This window comes from Flavobacterium akiainvivens (genome assembly GCF_001278115.1).
Lineage (GTDB): Bacteria > Bacteroidota > Bacteroidia > Flavobacteriales > Flavobacteriaceae > Flavobacterium > Flavobacterium akiainvivens.
In genome coordinates, this window is sequence record NZ_LIYD01000005.1 from 4,267,258 (window position 1) to 4,283,812 (window position 16,555).

Genomic DNA, 16,555 nt, shown 5'->3' on the forward strand with positions numbered 1-16,555 from the left:
AATATGTTACATTAAGGTATTGATAAATTGCTACATTACTTCACCGCTTTGGGTACTGCTGCTTTATGTTGCGCACCAGGTTTTCGAGGCCGTTTAGCTTAAGCTCATACACGGTTTGCATCATGAGCCCCAGCTGGCCGGGCGGGAAGCCCTTGTTGCTGTACCACACTATATAATATTCGGGCAAATCTATAAGGTAATAGCCTTCGTATTTGCCAAAGGGCATTTTAGTATGTGCAAGTTTTATAAGGAATTCTTTCTGGGCGTCCATAGTAGTAAAAAAAACTCCCCTGCTAATTGCAGGGGAGCCGGATGAATGAAGAAATATAATAAACAAATGTTCTAAAAACCTTTAAATTGCTTTATGAGGTAACCCCCTTACCTTATAAGGCAGTCTTTAGTTGCATTAAATTTCTGTCGATGTGACAAATGTAAACTAATTTTATTAATAAAAACTTAATTTACCTCTATAAATATGCCTGTAGGGCATAAAATAATTTAAAATATGAATATTTTTATAACGCAACACGAGTAAAAAAGTGATTTTTGTAACAAAAACTCTTAAAGTGTACGTTTTTTCTTTAACAGTTGTTGTAAGCCTTACCAGTTAAAAGTAATGTCTTTTTCTATATCCGGGTGCAGGCTTAAGTGTACGGGGCAGGTAAGGGCGGTGCGTTCTAAAATAGTACGGGCCTTATCATCGGCATTGCTTTTCATGTTAAAGACTACTTTAATACCCGATATTTTCCTTGGGGATGCCTGCATGGTTTTGGTAACCTCGGCTGTGGTGCCGGTAAGGTCTACCTGCATATCGCGGGCCTTGATGCCCATAACGGTAAGCATACAGCTGGCAAGGGCATTGGCAACGGTATCGGTGGGAGAGAATGCCTCGCCGCGGCCGTTGTTGTCTACCGGTGCGTCAGACAGTATTTCGCTGCCCGATGCCGTGTGTACAGATGATGTGCGTAAATCGCCAAGGTAGGTTACTTTGCTGGTCATGTTAGTTTACTTTAGAAATAATATTGCCTTCGTTGTATTGCAGGATGTAAATACCCGCATTCTGGTTACCGTTTATGTAGTTAAACCTGTTGGCCACCTGGTCGGTCACTACATTGTGCTGTAGTGTGCCAAAATCATCTTTCTGGAACAGCCTGGTTATAACATCAAACGTAACGTCGAAACCACGGGTGGCATAAGACGAAGGGTTGTGGCCGTTTTTGGCACGGAAAGCCCTTACAAACTGGTTGTACTGCGCTCCCTGGCTGTCGTTAGTTGCGGCGGCATACAGGGTTTTAAGCTTGATAAGCCTTTCCAGCGGCACCTCATTGTGTTCATACTTATCGGTAAACTCCGGCACGGCAAGCTGAATATCATATTGAGCCTGTGCTTCAATAAGCAGCCTTGTAACGCCGGTTATAGAGGTAAGGGTTTCGGTATCCAGCAGCACATAGTTCTTTTTGCCGGTAACCAGCAGGCTCTTAATATTATCGGCCGTTATGCTGCCTTCAAGTAGCCTTACTTTAGGATAGTTTGATTTTATAAAGTCGCGCGCACTGGTTTTCTTAGAATCGGTAATGGCAACCACATTAGCGCCGTTAGCCGTAAGGTAATCCAGCAATGCCTTGCGCTGTGCATCGGCCGAAGGGATTGACTGGTACAGGTTTGTAGCACCCGACTTCAGGTCTTTGCTAAGCGGCGATATTACCGGCACACCCGGAAACAGCCCGGCGGCAGCCTCTACATTGTTTTGGTAAAACGGACCTATTATGGCGTTTACACCGTTAAGGCGGCTTTTAAGGGTAGCCACATCGCTGCTTTTAGATGTTTCGTTAGCATCTAAAATTACCACATTAAGCGGCAGCCCCAGCGTTTTAGCCGAGTCTATAGCCACAAGGGCACCTGCATAAAAATCAAGCGTCATGTTAAGGAACTTGTCGTTTCGCAGCATTTTGCTCTTAACCGTATCGTTTTCCATACGGGCAAGGTTAAACGGTATAAGCAGTGCCAGTTTTTTATCGTTGTCTTTTTTAAGGGTAGCCACAAGGCCGCGCGGTGCGGGTGCATTGCTGCCCGGTGTTGCTGCCACACCCTGTGGAGCGGGCAGTTTTAGCACCATGCCTTCTTTAAGGCCGTCTTTAGCATCGGGGTTAAGGGCAACAATCTCGGCTTCGGTAAGGCCGGTTGCCTTGCCTATGCTGTAAAATGTTTCTTTAGCTTCAACCTCATATTCTACATATTCTGTTTTATGCTCAGGTGCAGGCTTGCTGCTCACTTCAGCCTCTTCAATAACCGAGTTTTTATCCAGCTTCAGCTTAAAGCCCAACGGCAGGGTTTCTTTAACCTCCGGGTTTAGCTCTTCAAGCAGTTGCAGGGTCATGCCGTATTTTTTGGCAATGCTGTACTTGGTTTCGCCTGCTTCCACAGTATGAAAAAAGTAAGACGGCTCGTTCTTTTTAGCCTGCTGCTTTTCGGCAATCTTAACCTGTGCCGCCACGCCGCTGCCTTTTATAGGTACAACCAGCTGCTGCCCGGGCTGAAGCCCGTCTTTAAGTACTTCTGCATTGGCCTTTTTAAGGTCGTCTTCGCTTACGTTGTATTTTTTTGCTATGCCATACAGGGTTTCCTTTGGCTGAACCTCGTGTATGCTGTTAGCCACCTTGGTAGGCTGTTCTTTTTCTTCTTTGGCAGGCTTTGTGGCCAGGCCCGGTATAAGCAGTGTGCCGCCCTCTTTAATGCCGTTTTTGGCATCGGGGTTTAGCTTGTAAATGTCATAGGGGGTAACTTTGTATTTCTGGGCAATGGCCGTAATGGTTTCTCCTTTAGCCACGGTGTGCTTTTTATACTCCTGCGCCCAGGCAGGTGTTAGGGCAAAAGCCGCCCATAAAACTATAGTTAACAGGTATTTCATGTGTGTTTTAAATAAGTAAGCCGTTACAAAGGTAACTTTTGTAACGGCTTATAAAGTATTTTTGTATTTATAATTTTACGTTAAAACACGTAAATTCCTACTCCTCATCTCTTTTGGCTGTGCGCGATGTTACAGAAGTATCGACCGGTTTAGACTTAGCCGGCCTGGCATCAACCTTTTTTTCTGACGGAACGCGCAGCACCATGCCGGGGCTAATGCCATCTACCGCTTCAGGGTTTAATTTATAAATGTCATCCGGGGCAACAATGTACTTTTTACAGATAAGCATTACGGTTTCGCCCATTTGCACCGTGTGCGCTACCGTAGGGATGTTTTCTTCCTCCCTGGCATTTTTTTTCTTTACTGTAGTGGTTTCGGTTGTAGTTGTGGTAGTAATTGTAGTAGCACCTTCATCGCTTTGGTCCTGTGCTGTGGCCTTAATGCCCATCATGCAAAACAAGAGGGCGGCGAGTGTTAAATTCATTTTCATACTCTATGTTTTTTATGGTAGTGACCGTAAATATATAGAGTAATAATATTGATTTATAGACTATTGCGTACTTTAACTAATGTTTAATATGTTAAAAATGATATTTGAAAGACTACCCCTACAATAGTGTAGTTTGCCGATATAAAAACACCTTTAGTCGGTTTTTAGAACTCTTCAGTTGGATTTTCGGTTTTACGGTTTTCCGTAGCCGGTTTTGGTGCCGGGGTAGCAGGAGGTGTGGTTTTAGGTTTTGTTGTTGCCGGTTTTGGGGCAGTACCCGCCGGTGCGGTTGTGGTTTTTGGTTTTTGGGTAGTGCCGGTTGGCGGAGTTGTAGCAGGCCTTGTTGCGGGCGATACTACCCTTAAAACAGGTGCTGCCACCGCTGTAGAATCTGCCGGGAGGGTAGGGGTTATTGCCGGGCCTACGGGTACATATACATCGGTTACCCACATAGATGGTCTGCGGGTGTGCTTTATGTTTTTTGCATAATTAACCACATACGGCAGGGCAGTATTTTCGGGCAATGCCTTTTCGGCAATGTGCTTTTGTGCGGCCTGCCATGCTTTAGGCAGGTGGCTATAATCTCCGGTAAGGGTGGTTTTCAGGGCGTTAAAGGCTTCCAGCTTGCCGCTTTCAAACTCGCTGCCCGGCGATGTAAACAGTTCATCTTTAATAGGGATACAAACAGTATACGTTAACGTATCGCGCTGGTGGCTGTAGTTTTTGTACAGGACAAAAGGCTCTCCGGTGGTAACAATCTTGTTTTTGGCAGAAAAGCCCTGTAGCTTTTTAAAGTATTCCTGTGTTGTTTTGCTTATGTCTTTGCGCAGGGTGGTGGCGGTATGCCCCAGGTAAAATGTGCCTGTTTTTTTAACCAATGCCTGTGCTACCTTAATATCAAACTTTTTAAGGTCTGATACTAAATAGGTGTTAAGGTTTTCAAGGCCTTTTGCCGCGCTGTTGCTGTAGGTGGTGTTTATGGCCTCGCTGTTAAGCAGTGCCTGGGCTTTCTCGGCAAAGGTAAGCTGGCCTTCTATAGTGACTGATACCTTAGTGCCGCCCAGTGTATCTTTAAAAAACCACTTTAAGTCGCTTTCAAGCCCGTTTACTTTTGCAAGTTGTGATATAGAGTCGTTAGCTGCAGCAATGGTTTTTATGGTACCATCAGTATCGCCTTTTTGCCATGACATAAAAGCGCCTGTTCCGGCGGTGTTATCAGAATAGTTATAGGTAGCTGTGGTGTCTGCCCCGGTAAGCAGGTTAAGGTTTTCCCAGTTCTGGTAATCGTTAATATAACCAAAGAGGGTTTCCTTTGGTGCAAAAATTACCTTTTGGCGGGTAATGGTATATTTTCCGTTTTGGGTGGCTATAAATACCACCACGGCAAACGCCGATAATATAAGGAGCAGGAAAATATACTTTAAAATCTTCATTAAGGCCGGAAATATTTTTACAATGTGTAAAAGTATAAATATTTCCGGTTACTTAAAAAATATCTTTAGGTTACTGGTCGCAATCTACATAATTTGTGGGATATGCCGAAAAACTAACCTTGTCTACCACCAGGAAAATATCTTCTTTAGCGGTAAACACCTCTACCTCGCCGCTTGTGGCGCCTTTTTCTAAAACCTTGCGGTGTGTTGTGAGACTGTAATCGCCGGGCTCATCGGTTACATGGTAGCTAAACGATATAAGGTTGCTGTAGGTGTTTTTAAACTGCACCTTCCATACATACTGCTCGCCGCGCTGCTCTACAAACTTAAGGCGGAACTGTATGTGGCTGTAGCAGCTGGTTTTTTGCCATTCTTCCCAGCCGTTGTCTGTTTGTGCCACGGCGGGTAGCGCAAACAGTATAGCAAATACTAATACTAACTTTTTCATAATCCGTCTGGTATTGGTTTACAATTATTCTGTACTAACGGCAGGTTGTGCAGTTGCAGGTGCAGGCACAGCCCTGTGGCTTATATCGGCATAATTAAGAATTTGCAGGCCCGGCTTGTAAGGTATGGTTATGGTTTGGGTATCATACCCGTTTTTGCCATACTTTTTTATGGTAAAAGTGTTGTTGCCCTGTTGCAGCGGCACCCTTATATAGTTTATTGTAGCCGGCAGCGACTGCCAGTTGCGGGTATCGGCCTTTTCGGTAACGGCACCGGCAATATCGCCAATAAGCCTGCCTATATCATTGGCATCGGTTTTGTCTTCCTTTTTTTCTACGCCCTTACTGCTGGTGCGCTCTTCTTTTTTATCGTTACTGCCGCCGGCCACGCCTTCGGCAATGGCACCCAGCAGCATGCTTGCACCTTTTTTGGCGGCAAAGCGCAACGCCATATCCAGTATTTCGCGCAGCATACGGTCGTTTAGGCATTCTTTGGCAATGGGGTAAAAATCCTGTGCCAGCTCAATGGGCACCTCGTTGCCGTTTACCACAAGGGTAGCATGGGTATAATAATTATCACGCTTGCGGTACTTGGGTATGGCAAGGGCGTTAACCGTGCCTAAATCTGTGCCCAGCGGAATGGGGAGCAGTATGTCTATCACCTTGCCGTCTTCCATATAGCTGGCATAAAAGAAATCGCCCGTGCCCGACAGCGTTAGCATAATCTGGTCTTTTGCAGGGCCCAGGCCGTTTTCCCAAATAATAACGGCTTCGGCGGGTTGTTTTTGTGCCACTTCTGCCGGAAGGCCAAATTTGGCGGCATACTCGTTATACTCCTGTGTAAAGCCTAATTGCTTACTGGTGCGCAGCAGGTCTTTTTTAAGCTGCTCCGGCAGCGGAACGCCATAATAACTGTTGCCGTTTGCCGCATAAATTTCATAGGCATTGCGGTAGGATATAAACGCGCCGTTAATATCGCCGGTGTTTTCATACAGCAGGCCTTCAATTATAAGCGAAAAGGCATCTACACGGTACTTGTTCTTTTTACCCTCTGGATACTTAAGGTTAAGCTCATCAAGCTTTATGTTGATGCGCTTTGCCTCAACCAGCGCCTCATTGGGCAACCCCAGGCGAATGTAGTTGAGCGCCTTGTAGTAATGCAGGGTAACTTTTTCAAAGTCTTCGCCTTTGTAAGGCTCGGCCATGGGGTTGGTAAGCTTTGCGGCTACCGCCTGCCCGGCGTTTGTTTTTATCCTGTCGTCTATTATAATGTAGGCCTGTTCAAAAATGCGGTTGCTTTCTTCATAGTTTCCGTTAAGGTGCTCCAGGCGGCCTTTTTCCATAAGGAAGAGCAGCTCGTTGCGTTTTTTCTTAAGGAACTTGTTTTTGCCGGCATGGGCAAGCGCGCCGGGATAGTTGCCCGCTAAAAGGTCTGTTTCAATCTCTGCCGACTTCATATTATAAGTACTGCACGACTGAATACTGCCCGCAAGCAAGAGCCCGGCGCCCATAACGGCAATGTGCTGTAAAACCTTCATAAGCTGGTTTGGGGTAACTGCAATTACTTGCTAACCATTTTCTTGATTTTTTTGTCGCCTATCCATACTTTTTCGTTGGTCTGGATGTTTGTAAGCTCAAGGTCTATCTGGTAGTACACGCTTTTTTCTTTCTTATTTTGGTCTACTATAGAGTTTATAGTGCCCTGTATCATAAAATCAGCGCCGTTTTCAAGGCCAAATTTTTTCATGGTGCTCTGGCTGGCGTTGTTTTGCTGGTCTGCCCTTTCGGCCCTTATTTCCTCGCGCATGTTGCCGGCCTGAACCAGTTTCATACGGCCTGAGTTAATAATGGCCTTCTCTATATCTTTACTAAAGGTTTCGGTAGCTATTTGCTCGTGCGACTTGTTTGTAATAAGGCCCACAATAAGAACCGGTTTTTTGCCTGCATTTTCAGATGCAAAGGTGCTGTACCAGGCGTGGTCCATAAGTTCGGCAGTTATTTCTTCGGCGGTAAGCCTTGAGTCGGTCTCGTTCCAGCGGCCGCTTAGGTCGGTTACGCTGTTTTCGCTAACCCTTTCTACCTTGGTGCCACCGCAGTTAGAAAGTGTAGTGGCAAGCGCCAGGGCAAGAGCAATTGATAGTGTACGTGTTTTCATGGTAATTTTGTATTTGATTTTTTGATTGATATTTAACAAAGTCTACTTGTTAAAATCGGTTTACAAAGAGCGTGCCAATAAATTTTTGGCCGGGGCATGCGCAAAAAAAATACCCTAATAAGGGTATTTATATAGTAAGCAAATGTAAACTTTTTTTGGTTCAATTACCTGATGTGCAGCTTAAAATTAAATGCGGCTGAAACTTTCTACACACCTTTTTGCCTGAAACTTAATCATTGTAAAAACCCTTTTGCGGGCTTCGGCATCTTTTTCAAGGTTGTTTTCTTTTAAGAATGTGGTGGCGGTAATTTCCAGCTCCTGCTGTAAATCGCTTATAAAAGCCTCCAGCTTAGAGCCGCCTGCCGAAAGGTAAATATCGCTATTGTACTTTTTGCTAAAATCCCGGTGCACATTGCCGCATGCTTTTTCAAGCCGCTTTTCAAACTCTTTAAATTTCAATTCCATTTATTTTACATTCCGTTTAAAAAATTTTCGGATTACAAAATAAAAACAGAGCAGACGTAAGAAAGTTATAAAATTAAACTCAAAATTATTAAAATTGTGTAATGGGTTTAATTTGCAGGCTCACAGGGGGTTATTGTACCCTGGCATAGTATTCCAGGCAGGTTTTGGCGTGTTTTTTGGCAATATCGCGCACACGCTTAAGCGCTTCGGTGTTGCCTGTAAGCTTGTTGGTGTCAATAAATTTAGCCTCTGCAGTATCAAATTCTGTTTTTATAAGGTTGAGGAAAGCCTCAAGCTTTGCGGCCCCGCCGGCGCTGTAACTGGTTTTGTAGCTACTCTTTAATGTGGTGATTACATCCTGGCACGCACATTCAAAATCATTTTCTAAAGCTGTGTAGTCCATGGTGTTAGTGTTTTGGTTATTGCTAAATTACCACTTACATTGATTAATTTATACTAAAAATCTTATAAAATTATGCGATGGTTGTTTTTAAGTTATTTTCTGATAATTAGATGTTTAGTAACTGTTTATTGTTTGGATTTTAAGTAAAAGTATTGTTAAAATACCTATTTATAGGGATTGTATTTGATTTCATGTTTTGTAAGTTTGGTATGAACGTATTTCTTAAATAATGGATGAATTTACTCTTTCGGCTATAGGTGTGCTGTGTAATGCCATCATAAAAATAGTTTGTTTTACACTTGGATTTTTCACCGTTAAATTAGGCTATCAACTTATTAAGGATGGTGTTAAAGGTGAATTTAAGTTTTCGGCCGATTATAAAGGCTTAAAAGGTGGGCTTGTAAGTAGTTCACCTGGATTATTGTTTTTATTGCTGGGTATTTTGTTGATAGGTTATGCAATGGGGACTGAACAGGCTGTTTCATTAGATACGGAATCAGGATCGCACTATGAACAAAAACGTCAATTTCCGAATGAAACTATTAAAGATCAACCGGTTGAAGATTCAATTTAAATTATAATGTATGAAATCAATCCTTTATGTTTTTATCTTTTTTGCTATGTTCGATAACGATCATAAGCAAGAGTTTAAGAAGGGGTTAGGCTTGTATAATAAGTCTGATTATCAAAATGCTGCGATTAGTTTTTCAAAATCATATCGTATTAAAAAACATTCAAAAACCTCATATTTTTTAGCTTTATGTTATTTTAAAATGGGGGAAGATTCGCTGGCATGTATTTATGCTGAAAGAGCAGAGAAAGAATTGCCCGTTTTAGAGCAAAAACCTTACATAGCCAACATAAAGCATATCTATGAATATAAGAAGTTGCTGCCAAAATATAAAAAAGCTAAGGTTTTAATATTAATGGGAAGTAGTCCGATAGGGGCAACTAAAAAAGATGCGCTAAAATTTGCTTATAAAATTAAACAAGATGATAATGGAAAAGAGGATGTGAAAGTAGATGGGAAAGTAGCTGATTTTCCAATAGAGTCTTATTACTATAATTATGATTATAAGGAGGGCGAGTATAGTGCAAATTATTCTGAGTATATGCAGTTAGAAGAAGGTAGTTTAGAATATGACTCAATTAATAAAAAATATTATCAAATTGTGATTGATAGCCTATGAGATTAAGTGAGAAGTCGTTTTTTTTTATATAAAAAAAGCCGGAGTAAATACTCCGGCTTTTCAGCTTTAAGGGTGAATGATGGGTCTCGAACCCACGACCTTCGGAACCACAATCCGACGCTCTAACCAACTGAGCTACAATCACCATTTGTTTTGCGAGTGCAAATATATAACGCTTATGCGGGTTTTGCAAGCAAAATCTACACTTTTTAAATTAAATTTCCTAAACTGCTCACTGCCACATACCTTTCTACCGTAAAACCTTCGGCATATTCGGTATTTATAAGCCTGCCCAGGTTTGCAGCACGGTATAAAATGCTTTCCTGAAAGTTTTTTGTGGCAATGGGTGTAACGGGTTCGGCGCTGTTTGGGTCATAAAATTGCGACTTGTAAGCCATAACCGCTGCCACCTTGGTATCTATATATCCGGTAACGTCTACCACAAAATCGGGCTCAATATCTTTCCACTGTATATAATGGTATACGGTTTTGGGCCTCCAGGCTTCCTGCTGCGTGCCGTCAATCCCGGTTTCAATACGGCGCAGGCCGCTGAGAAAACAGGCATCGCTAACCAGCTTGCTGGCGCGGGCGTGGTCTATATGGCGGTCGTCTATGGCGTTTGCAATAACCACATCAGGGCGGTATTTGCGTATCATTTTAATTACTTCAAGCTGGTGGGCTTCATCATTTGTAAAGAACCCATCGCGAAAACGCAGGTTTTCCCTAACGCTAAGGCCCAGTATGCGGGCAGCATCGGCGGCTTCTTCATCCCTTAGTTCGGCAGTGCCGCGTGTGCCCAGTTCGCCACGGGTAAGGTCTACCGCGCCCACTGTTTTGCCCAATGCTATTTCTTTAGCTATGGTGGCGCCACAGGCAAGCTCTATGTCATCCGGGTGCGCACCAAATACAAGTATGTCTAATTTCATGGTGCAAAGATACGGAAGAAGTCATAAGGAGGAAAGTGTCAAAGTCAAAAGTCGAAAGTTGGATGTCCGATGTCCGGCTTTTGACTTTTGACTTTCATTCTTTCGACTAAATTCACGATATATCGTGAATTTTTTTGAGGCAGCACTTTTTTAAGGTGGGAAGAAATTTTGGTTTCAAAATTTTTCCACTTTTGGGTTTCGAAAATAGTTTAAAACCCAAAAGTGAAAAATTAAGTGTTTTTTTAGCGCATTATAATTTTTAAAAACCTGAATCCTGATTTTGAATCTCGAAGTCCGAAAGTGAAGAATTAGCGTTAAAATTATATTAAAGTGTAAGAAATTACTGTGTTTTTGATTTTCTAAAACAGCTTTTTCATGGTCATGCTTTTGTTGACGGTTTCCATGTACTCTTTTTCGGGGTCGCTGTCGGCGGTAATGCCGCACCCAATGTATAGATGTGCCTTATTATCAGTTACTTTCATGCAGCGCAGGTTGACAAATAGGTCGGTTTTAGGCTGCCCGGTTGCAAAATCATGGTTGAGTTCGCCCAGGTAGCCGGCGTAATATTCGCGGTTATAATCTTCATTATCAATAAGAAAGCCCATGGCTTCAGCCTTTGGCAGGCCGCAAACGGCGGGGGTGGGGTGCAGGGCGCTTATTACCTCCTTAAGTGTTGATTGTGAGGCTATTTCGGCTGAAATATCAGTCTTTATATGCACTAAATTCCCTGCCCTAAAGGTATAAGGCTCTGTAGCTGAGATTGTTGTTGTGAATGGTTGTAGTGTATTTGTAATGTATTGTGTAACAAATAGTTGTTCCTGTTTTTCCTTGTCCTGCCATACGGCTTTCTTTTCGGGACTATAAAGCTGGGTACCTGCCAGGGCTACGGTATGCAGGGTATTGGCCTCAACCTTAATGAGTTGCTCGGGTGTGGCACCCATCCACAAGCCGGTTTCGGGGCTAAAAAAGCAGTACCTGAGTGCATTAGGATAGGTGTAGAGCAGGCGCTTGTACAGGGCGATAATGTCAATTGATTCATTTTCAACAATTTCCGTTCGCGATGCGACAAGCTTGTCAAATTCGCCCGACTTAATAGTTGTAATGCACTGGTTTACAAGGTTTTCAAAGTGTTTCTTGCCGTAATCCGGATTGGGTTCCAGTCCGTTTGAAAGGGCGGGGGCATCCTCCGGTTTTAACTCAGATGTAATTATATCTGACTGATTATGAGGGATAAATGCTGTAGAACCCTGGTTGAACGGGGCAAATATAAAGCCGCTTTCAGTATGGTCGGTCACTGTGAAGTTGCCTTCAGTAACCTGAAAAACACCTGTAAGTGCCTCGCTTCCAGGCTTTGAGTAAACGGCAAAAGGCAGGTTTGCGGCCAGTTGCTCTTGTATGCGTAAGAAAATATTGGTCATGTAACCGTTACATATTCAGTATGTTACTAAAATCGGGCTTAAAATAGTTGGGGCCTTTAAGTACCTTGCCGTCTTCGCGGTATACCGGTTTGCCGTCTTCGCCAAGCTTGCTCATATTACTACGCTGAATCTCGTCAAAAACCTCCTCAATTTTGTATTGCAGGCCGTGCTCCAGTATAGTTCCGCATAAAATGTAGAGCATATCTCCCAGAGCATCAGCTACTTCGGTAAGGTCGCCGCGTTGTGCTGCCTCCAGGTATTCTTCGTTTTCTTCCTTCATAAGGTTAAAACGCAGCAGGTTAATGTTGTCTCCAAGGGTGGCTTTAGGTACATCGCTAATGCCCAGCCCAAATGAGCTATGAAATTGATTTACAGAGTCTAACTGTTTTTTCATGATGCTAAATTTTAATTTTTAAAATTACGGTTATTACGCGCCCAAAGTTGTAGCTTTGCAAAAAGATTTCAACATGTTTACAACCGGACAGCTTGTATTTGCAGGCGTTTTTATAGTAGTTTTTGTAGCGGTAATGATATATGTGTACAGAAAAGACCTGCCGTTGCACAAGAAGTATTACAAGGGTAGCTACTGGATTTTGCTGGCGTTCCTGTTGTTTATAGGTGTATTACTGGCTATCAAGTTGCTAACAAAAGATTAATCATTTTTTAAATATTGTAAAATCCCCATTTATGGGGATTTTTTTATCGTGGCGCAACAGTAGATTTGATTTGCTAAATATTATTTTGTGAATCAGCTATATATGTTGGGCTTTGCCCTTATTTTGCTATTGCTAACAGTGGTTTTCTCCTTTCAGAAAATCTCCGGTTACAGGCGTAATATTACCGCTTTGAGGCTGGTAAACACCATGCATTTTCAGTTTTCAGAGTTTTCTAATATCTGTTTATTGCATATGATGCAGGCGCATCATAATGAAAAAAATGTAATAATAGGTGCAATCCAGGATGATTTTGCCAGTACTTTAACGGCGTTACGGCTTGGTTTTGAGTCTAATGCAGAGCGAAATTCGCCTGTGGATGAAAAAACGCTAAACTTTGTAGGCATGATGCAGGATGCTTACAACAGGGTTAAGCTCCTCAATCCTGTAAGCTACCATAGCTGTGAGGCTATATTTGAGATTATCAGGCAGTTGGTTAGAAAAGCGTCTGATTTGAGTGGTCATAAAATTCAGTTTAAGGCGCTTGGTTTTTCGGGTAAAATCAGTTCATCCTGCGAATATTTGCTCTTTTTGCTCATACAACGGTTGCTAAGTGATGTTGTTATTATTCAAAAAAAGGCAGTTGTTGAAATTAATATCGCCCAAAAGAGTAATTTAGCGGTGTTATCGTTACAAATAAAGGGTAGTGCAGCTATGCCTGATACTATTTTAGCCCTAAAAAGCATTTGTAACGACGTTGATGTTTCGCGGGAAGGTGTTTCGGTTGATGTTCACAATGAAAAAATGATTACCATTACTATACCTTATATATGATAAATGTTATTCTTGCCGAAGACCATCAGTCCTTAATTGACGGGATTAAAGTATTCCTGGAATATGAAGATGGTATTAATGTTATAGGTGAAGCTAACGATGGTGAAAGGCTTGTGGAGCTTGTGCGCCTTAAGAGACCTCATGTGGTGCTTACTGATATAAGGATGCCTAAGATGGATGGTATTACTGCTACTAAATATATAAAGAGTGAAGTGCCGGAGTGTAAGGTGGTGGCTTTTACCATGTTTGACCAAGATGATGCAGTTGAACAAATGTAGGCGGCAGGGGCATCTGGTTATGTTATGAAGAATGCTTCCCTTAAAACATTGGTTGAGGCAATACGGTCTGTAGCTGTAGGTGGAACTTTTTTTGATGTTAATATTAAAGAGGTTGCTAAACCTGGGCAGGATGATATTCCATTAAGTAAGCGCGAACTTGAAATTGTAAAGCTTGTTGGGGAAGGTAAAACGTCTCAGGAAATAGCAGACCTATTATATATAGGTAAAACAACGGTAGATACCCATCGGAAAAACATACTTAAAAAACTCAATCTACAAGGCAAGACTGAACTTTTACGATATTCCGTAGAGAAGAAGTACGATTTTTAGTGAATCTGTAAAAACCTTGTTTTCCTAAGTGTTCATATTATCAGAATGTTAAGAAAAAGTTTTAAAAAAAGTTATTTAAAAGTTTGCGAAAGTGCAAAAGGGTGTTACTTTTGCACCCGCAATCAAGCAACGTTCTACACTTACTGAAAACAACGGCAAAGCTGGTTTTACATCAGAAAAGTCTTCAAAAAAATAAATTTGAAAAAAGTTGTTGAAAGATTAGGAAGTAAAGAAAAAGTTACTACTTTTGCACCCGCTACAACAGCGACGCTCTTAGAAAGATTGAAAGACGGATTGGTTAACAGAAAAGCTGAGTTACTATAAAGAATGAGGTTTTGGAATTAGCCAAAAAGTTTAAAAAAAAGTTTTAAAAAAGCTTGGATTTAAAGGGGAAAAGATTTTATCTTTGCCCTCCCAAACTGAGAGGTTCGGGACATAATGAGAGGTTAAAGTGAAGCTTTAAACGGTAAGAAAAAAAAGAGAAAAAAAATTCTCAAAAAGCTTGCCGGTTTCAAAAAGAGTTGTACTTTTGCAGCCGCTAAACGAAACAAGCCACACGGTTTAAAAAGTTAAGCGAAAGAAATAAGAATGACACGTTCATAGACATATTGGATTGACAGCATAAGAGAGAGTAATTATTACTTTGCTTTTATCGAATTAAGGCTTAGAATAAAGATCGTAAAAATATTAAAAATATACGATGAAGAGTTTGATCCTGGCTCAGGATGAACGCTAGCGGCAGGCCTAACACATGCAAGTCGAGGGGTAGAGGCTTTCGGGCCTTGAGACCGGCGCACGGGTGCGTAACGCGTATGCAATCTGCCTTACACTGGGGGATAGCCCAGAGAAATTTGGATTAATACCCCATAGTATTTTTGCCTGGCATCAGGTGATTATTAAAGTTTTTCGGTGTAAGATGAGCATGCGTCCCATTAGCTAGTTGGTATGGTAACGGCATACCAAGGCTATGATGGGTAGGGGTCCTGAGAGGGAGATCCCCCACACTGGTACTGAGACACGGACCAGACTCCTACGGGAGGCAGCAGTGAGGAATATTGGTCAATGGGCGAGAGCCTGAACCAGCCATGCCGCGTGCAGGATGAAGCATCTATGGTGTGTAAACTGCTTTTGTACGGGAAGAAACCCCTCTACGTGTAGAGGCTTGACGGTACCGTAAGAATAAGGATCGGCTAACTCCGTGCCAGCAGCCGCGGTAATACGGAGGATCCAAGCGTTATCCGGAATCATTGGGTTTAAAGGGTCCGTAGGCGGCTTTATAAGTCAGTGGTGAAATCTGGCGGCTCAACCGTCAAATTGCCATTGATACTGTAGGGCTTGAATGTTTGTGAAGTAACTAGAATATGTAGTGTAGCGGTGAAATGCTTAGATATTACATGGAATACCCATTGCGAAGGCAGGTTACTAACAAATGATTGACGCTGATGGACGAAAGCGTGGGGAGCGAACAGGATTAGATACCCTGGTAGTCCACGCCGTAAACGATGGATACTAGCTGTTCGGCAGCAATGCTGAGTGGCTAAGCGAAAGTGATAAGTATCCCACCTGGGGAGTACGGGCGCAAGCCTGAAACTCAAAGGAATTGACGGGGGCCCGCACAAGCGGTGGAGCATGTGGTTTAATTCGATGATACGCGAGGAACCTTACCAGGGCTTAAATGTAGTATGACAGGTTTGGAAACAGATCCTTCTTCGGACATATTACAAGGTGCTGCATGGTTGTCGTCAGCTCGTGCCGTGAGGTGTCAGGTTAAGTCCTATAACGAGCGCAACCCCTGTTGTTAGTTGCCATCGAGTAATGTCGGGAACTCTAACAAGACTGCCGGTGCAAACCGTGAGGAAGGTGGGGATGACGTCAAATCATCACGGCCCTTACGTCCTGGGCTACACACGTGCTACAATGGCAGGTACAGAGAGCAGCCACCATGCAAATGGGAGCGAATCTATAAAGCCTGTCTCAGTTCGGATTGGAGTCTGCAACCCGACTCCATGAAGCTGGAATCGCTAGTAATCGCATATCAGCCATGATGCGGTGAATACGTTCCCGGGCCTTGTACACACCGCCCGTCAAGCCATGGAAGCTGGGGGTACCTGAAGTCGGTGACCGCAAGGAGCTGCCTAGGGTAAAACTGGTAACTGGGGCTAAGTCGTAACAAGGTAGCCGTACCGGAAGGTGCGGCTGGAACACCTCCTTTCTAGAGACACGGTCTCTAAGTCTTAGATATAAAGATGAGTAATACTACTCTCGCTGTTAGTTCAAAAAATTAAAAAGAAGAGAGAGCTTGAAATAAACATAGTCTCGTAGCTCAGCTGGTTAGAGTACTACACTGATAATGTAGGGGTCGGCAGTTCGAGTCTGCCCGGGACTACTAGTTTCTCGAATCTTTTAGGAAATTTTAGAAGTTGAGTGATTATCACGTTAGAGTGAGCACGTTATCAAACTGCAAACTGCTATCTGGTAACTGCTGACTGAAAAACGGGGGATTAGCTCAGCTGGCTAGAGCGCCTGCCTTGCACGCAGGAGGTCATCGGTTCGACTCCGATATTCTCCACAATCCAGTTCACAGTCACAGTGAACAGTAAGCAGATAGCTGCCTACTGGGACTGCG

At 42.9% G+C, this 16,555-nt stretch carries 20 protein-coding genes, 3 tRNA genes and 1 rRNA gene; 10 read left to right on the forward strand and 14 right to left on the reverse strand.

What is annotated here, in order from left to right; translation table 11 throughout:
• Positions 1–40: 40 nt before the first annotated feature.
• From AM279_RS19195 to AM279_RS19240, 10 genes are all read right to left on the reverse strand, one after another.
• Positions 41–271, reverse strand: coding sequence for a DUF3820 family protein (locus AM279_RS19195; RefSeq protein WP_054409658.1), 231 nt, complete (start codon positions 269–271; stop codon positions 41–43).
• Positions 272–600: 329 nt separating this feature from the next.
• Complete coding sequence (locus AM279_RS19200) at positions 601–999, reverse strand: OsmC family protein (protein WP_054409659.1); 399 nt, start codon at positions 997–999, stop codon at positions 601–603.
• A 1-nt stretch (position 1,000) separates the two neighbouring features.
• Positions 1,001–2,908: a LysM peptidoglycan-binding domain-containing protein gene (locus AM279_RS19205; RefSeq protein WP_054409660.1), complete on the reverse strand. Its 1,908-nt coding sequence runs from the start codon at positions 2,906–2,908 to the stop codon at positions 1,001–1,003.
• Positions 2,909–3,005: 97 nt separating this feature from the next.
• Positions 3,006–3,398: a LysM peptidoglycan-binding domain-containing protein gene (locus tag AM279_RS19210; RefSeq protein WP_143090321.1), complete on the reverse strand. Its 393-nt coding sequence runs from the start codon at positions 3,396–3,398 to the stop codon at positions 3,006–3,008.
• A gap of 164 nt (positions 3,399–3,562) precedes the next feature.
• Entirely contained in the window at positions 3,563–4,831 is a 1,269-nt protein-coding gene (locus tag AM279_RS19215; RefSeq protein WP_054409662.1) for a GyrI-like domain-containing protein, read from the reverse strand.
• A 70-nt stretch (positions 4,832–4,901) separates the two neighbouring features.
• Positions 4,902–5,279 carry a hypothetical protein gene (locus tag AM279_RS19220; protein WP_054409663.1) on the reverse strand — a complete coding sequence of 126 codons (378 nt, stop codon included), beginning with the start codon at positions 5,277–5,279 and terminating at the stop codon, positions 4,902–4,904.
• 24 nt (positions 5,280–5,303) lie between these two features.
• Complete coding sequence (locus AM279_RS19225; protein ID WP_054409664.1) at positions 5,304–6,815, reverse strand: COG3014 family protein; 1,512 nt, start codon at positions 6,813–6,815, stop codon at positions 5,304–5,306.
• 23 nt (positions 6,816–6,838) lie between these two features.
• Entirely contained in the window at positions 6,839–7,432 is a 594-nt protein-coding gene (locus AM279_RS19230) for a penicillin-binding protein activator LpoB (protein WP_054409665.1), read from the reverse strand.
• A 186-nt stretch (positions 7,433–7,618) separates the two neighbouring features.
• Positions 7,619–7,897: a hypothetical protein gene (locus AM279_RS19235; RefSeq protein WP_054409666.1), complete on the reverse strand. Its 279-nt coding sequence runs from the start codon at positions 7,895–7,897 to the stop codon at positions 7,619–7,621.
• Positions 7,898–8,027: 130 nt separating this feature from the next.
• Positions 8,028–8,300, reverse strand: coding sequence for a hypothetical protein (locus AM279_RS19240; protein ID WP_054409667.1), 273 nt, complete (start codon positions 8,298–8,300; stop codon positions 8,028–8,030).
• Positions 8,301–8,529: 229 nt separating this feature from the next.
• On the opposite strand from AM279_RS19240, the gene AM279_RS19245 reads away from it, so the two are divergent.
• Both AM279_RS19245 and AM279_RS19250 read left to right on the forward strand, forming a co-directional pair.
• Positions 8,530–8,874 (forward strand): hypothetical protein, encoded by a 345-nt coding sequence (locus tag AM279_RS19245; RefSeq protein WP_054409668.1) that lies wholly within the window; start codon positions 8,530–8,532, stop codon positions 8,872–8,874.
• 10 nt (positions 8,875–8,884) lie between these two features.
• Positions 8,885–9,490: a hypothetical protein gene (locus tag AM279_RS19250; RefSeq protein WP_054409669.1), complete on the forward strand. Its 606-nt coding sequence runs from the start codon at positions 8,885–8,887 to the stop codon at positions 9,488–9,490.
• A 70-nt stretch (positions 9,491–9,560) separates the two neighbouring features.
• On the opposite strand, the gene AM279_RS19255 is transcribed toward AM279_RS19250, so the two are convergent.
• The 4 genes from AM279_RS19255 to AM279_RS19270 all read right to left on the reverse strand — a co-directional run bounded on the left by AM279_RS19255 (position 9,561) and on the right by AM279_RS19270 (position 12,228).
• Positions 9,561–9,636, reverse strand: a tRNA-His gene (locus AM279_RS19255).
• A 63-nt stretch (positions 9,637–9,699) separates the two neighbouring features.
• Positions 9,700–10,416, reverse strand: coding sequence for a bacillithiol biosynthesis deacetylase BshB1 (gene bshB1, locus AM279_RS19260; protein ID WP_054409670.1), 717 nt, complete (start codon positions 10,414–10,416; stop codon positions 9,700–9,702).
• 359 nt (positions 10,417–10,775) lie between these two features.
• The gene (locus tag AM279_RS19265; RefSeq protein WP_054409671.1) at positions 10,776–11,834 is read right to left on the reverse strand and encodes an isochorismate synthase; all 1,059 of its coding nucleotides are present in this window, start codon (positions 11,832–11,834) and stop codon (positions 10,776–10,778) included.
• Between the two features lie 7 nt (positions 11,835–11,841).
• Positions 11,842–12,228: a pyrophosphohydrolase domain-containing protein gene (locus tag AM279_RS19270; RefSeq protein ID WP_054409672.1), complete on the reverse strand. Its 387-nt coding sequence runs from the start codon at positions 12,226–12,228 to the stop codon at positions 11,842–11,844.
• Positions 12,229–12,301: 73 nt separating this feature from the next.
• On the opposite strand from AM279_RS19270, the gene AM279_RS19275 reads away from it, so the two are divergent.
• From AM279_RS19275 to AM279_RS19300, 8 genes are all read left to right on the forward strand, one after another.
• Entirely contained in the window at positions 12,302–12,490 is a 189-nt protein-coding gene (locus tag AM279_RS19275; protein ID WP_054409673.1) for a hypothetical protein, read from the forward strand.
• An 87-nt stretch (positions 12,491–12,577) separates the two neighbouring features.
• Positions 12,578–13,321: a hypothetical protein gene (locus tag AM279_RS19280; RefSeq protein WP_143090322.1), complete on the forward strand. Its 744-nt coding sequence runs from the start codon at positions 12,578–12,580 to the stop codon at positions 13,319–13,321.
• Positions 13,318–13,599, forward strand: a complete 282-nt coding sequence (locus AM279_RS21020; RefSeq protein ID WP_316948720.1) for a response regulator — start codon at positions 13,318–13,320, stop codon at positions 13,597–13,599. Before AM279_RS19280 ends, AM279_RS21020 begins: the two co-directional genes overlap by 4 nt.
• Positions 13,600–13,623: 24 nt before the next feature.
• Positions 13,624–13,929, forward strand: a complete 306-nt coding sequence (locus tag AM279_RS21025; protein WP_316948721.1) for a LuxR C-terminal-related transcriptional regulator — start codon at positions 13,624–13,626, stop codon at positions 13,927–13,929.
• A gap of 198 nt (positions 13,930–14,127) precedes the next feature.
• A complete protein-coding gene (locus AM279_RS20990) occupies positions 14,128–14,253 on the forward strand; it encodes a hypothetical protein (protein ID WP_262494139.1) in 126 nt (41 codons plus the stop codon).
• A 373-nt stretch (positions 14,254–14,626) separates the two neighbouring features.
• A 16S ribosomal RNA gene (locus AM279_RS19290) occupies positions 14,627–16,141 on the forward strand.
• A 100-nt stretch (positions 16,142–16,241) separates the two neighbouring features.
• Positions 16,242–16,315, forward strand: a tRNA-Ile gene (locus AM279_RS19295).
• A 109-nt stretch (positions 16,316–16,424) separates the two neighbouring features.
• Positions 16,425–16,498: transfer RNA gene (locus tag AM279_RS19300), tRNA-Ala, on the forward strand.
• The last annotated feature ends 57 nt before the right edge of the window (positions 16,499–16,555 follow it).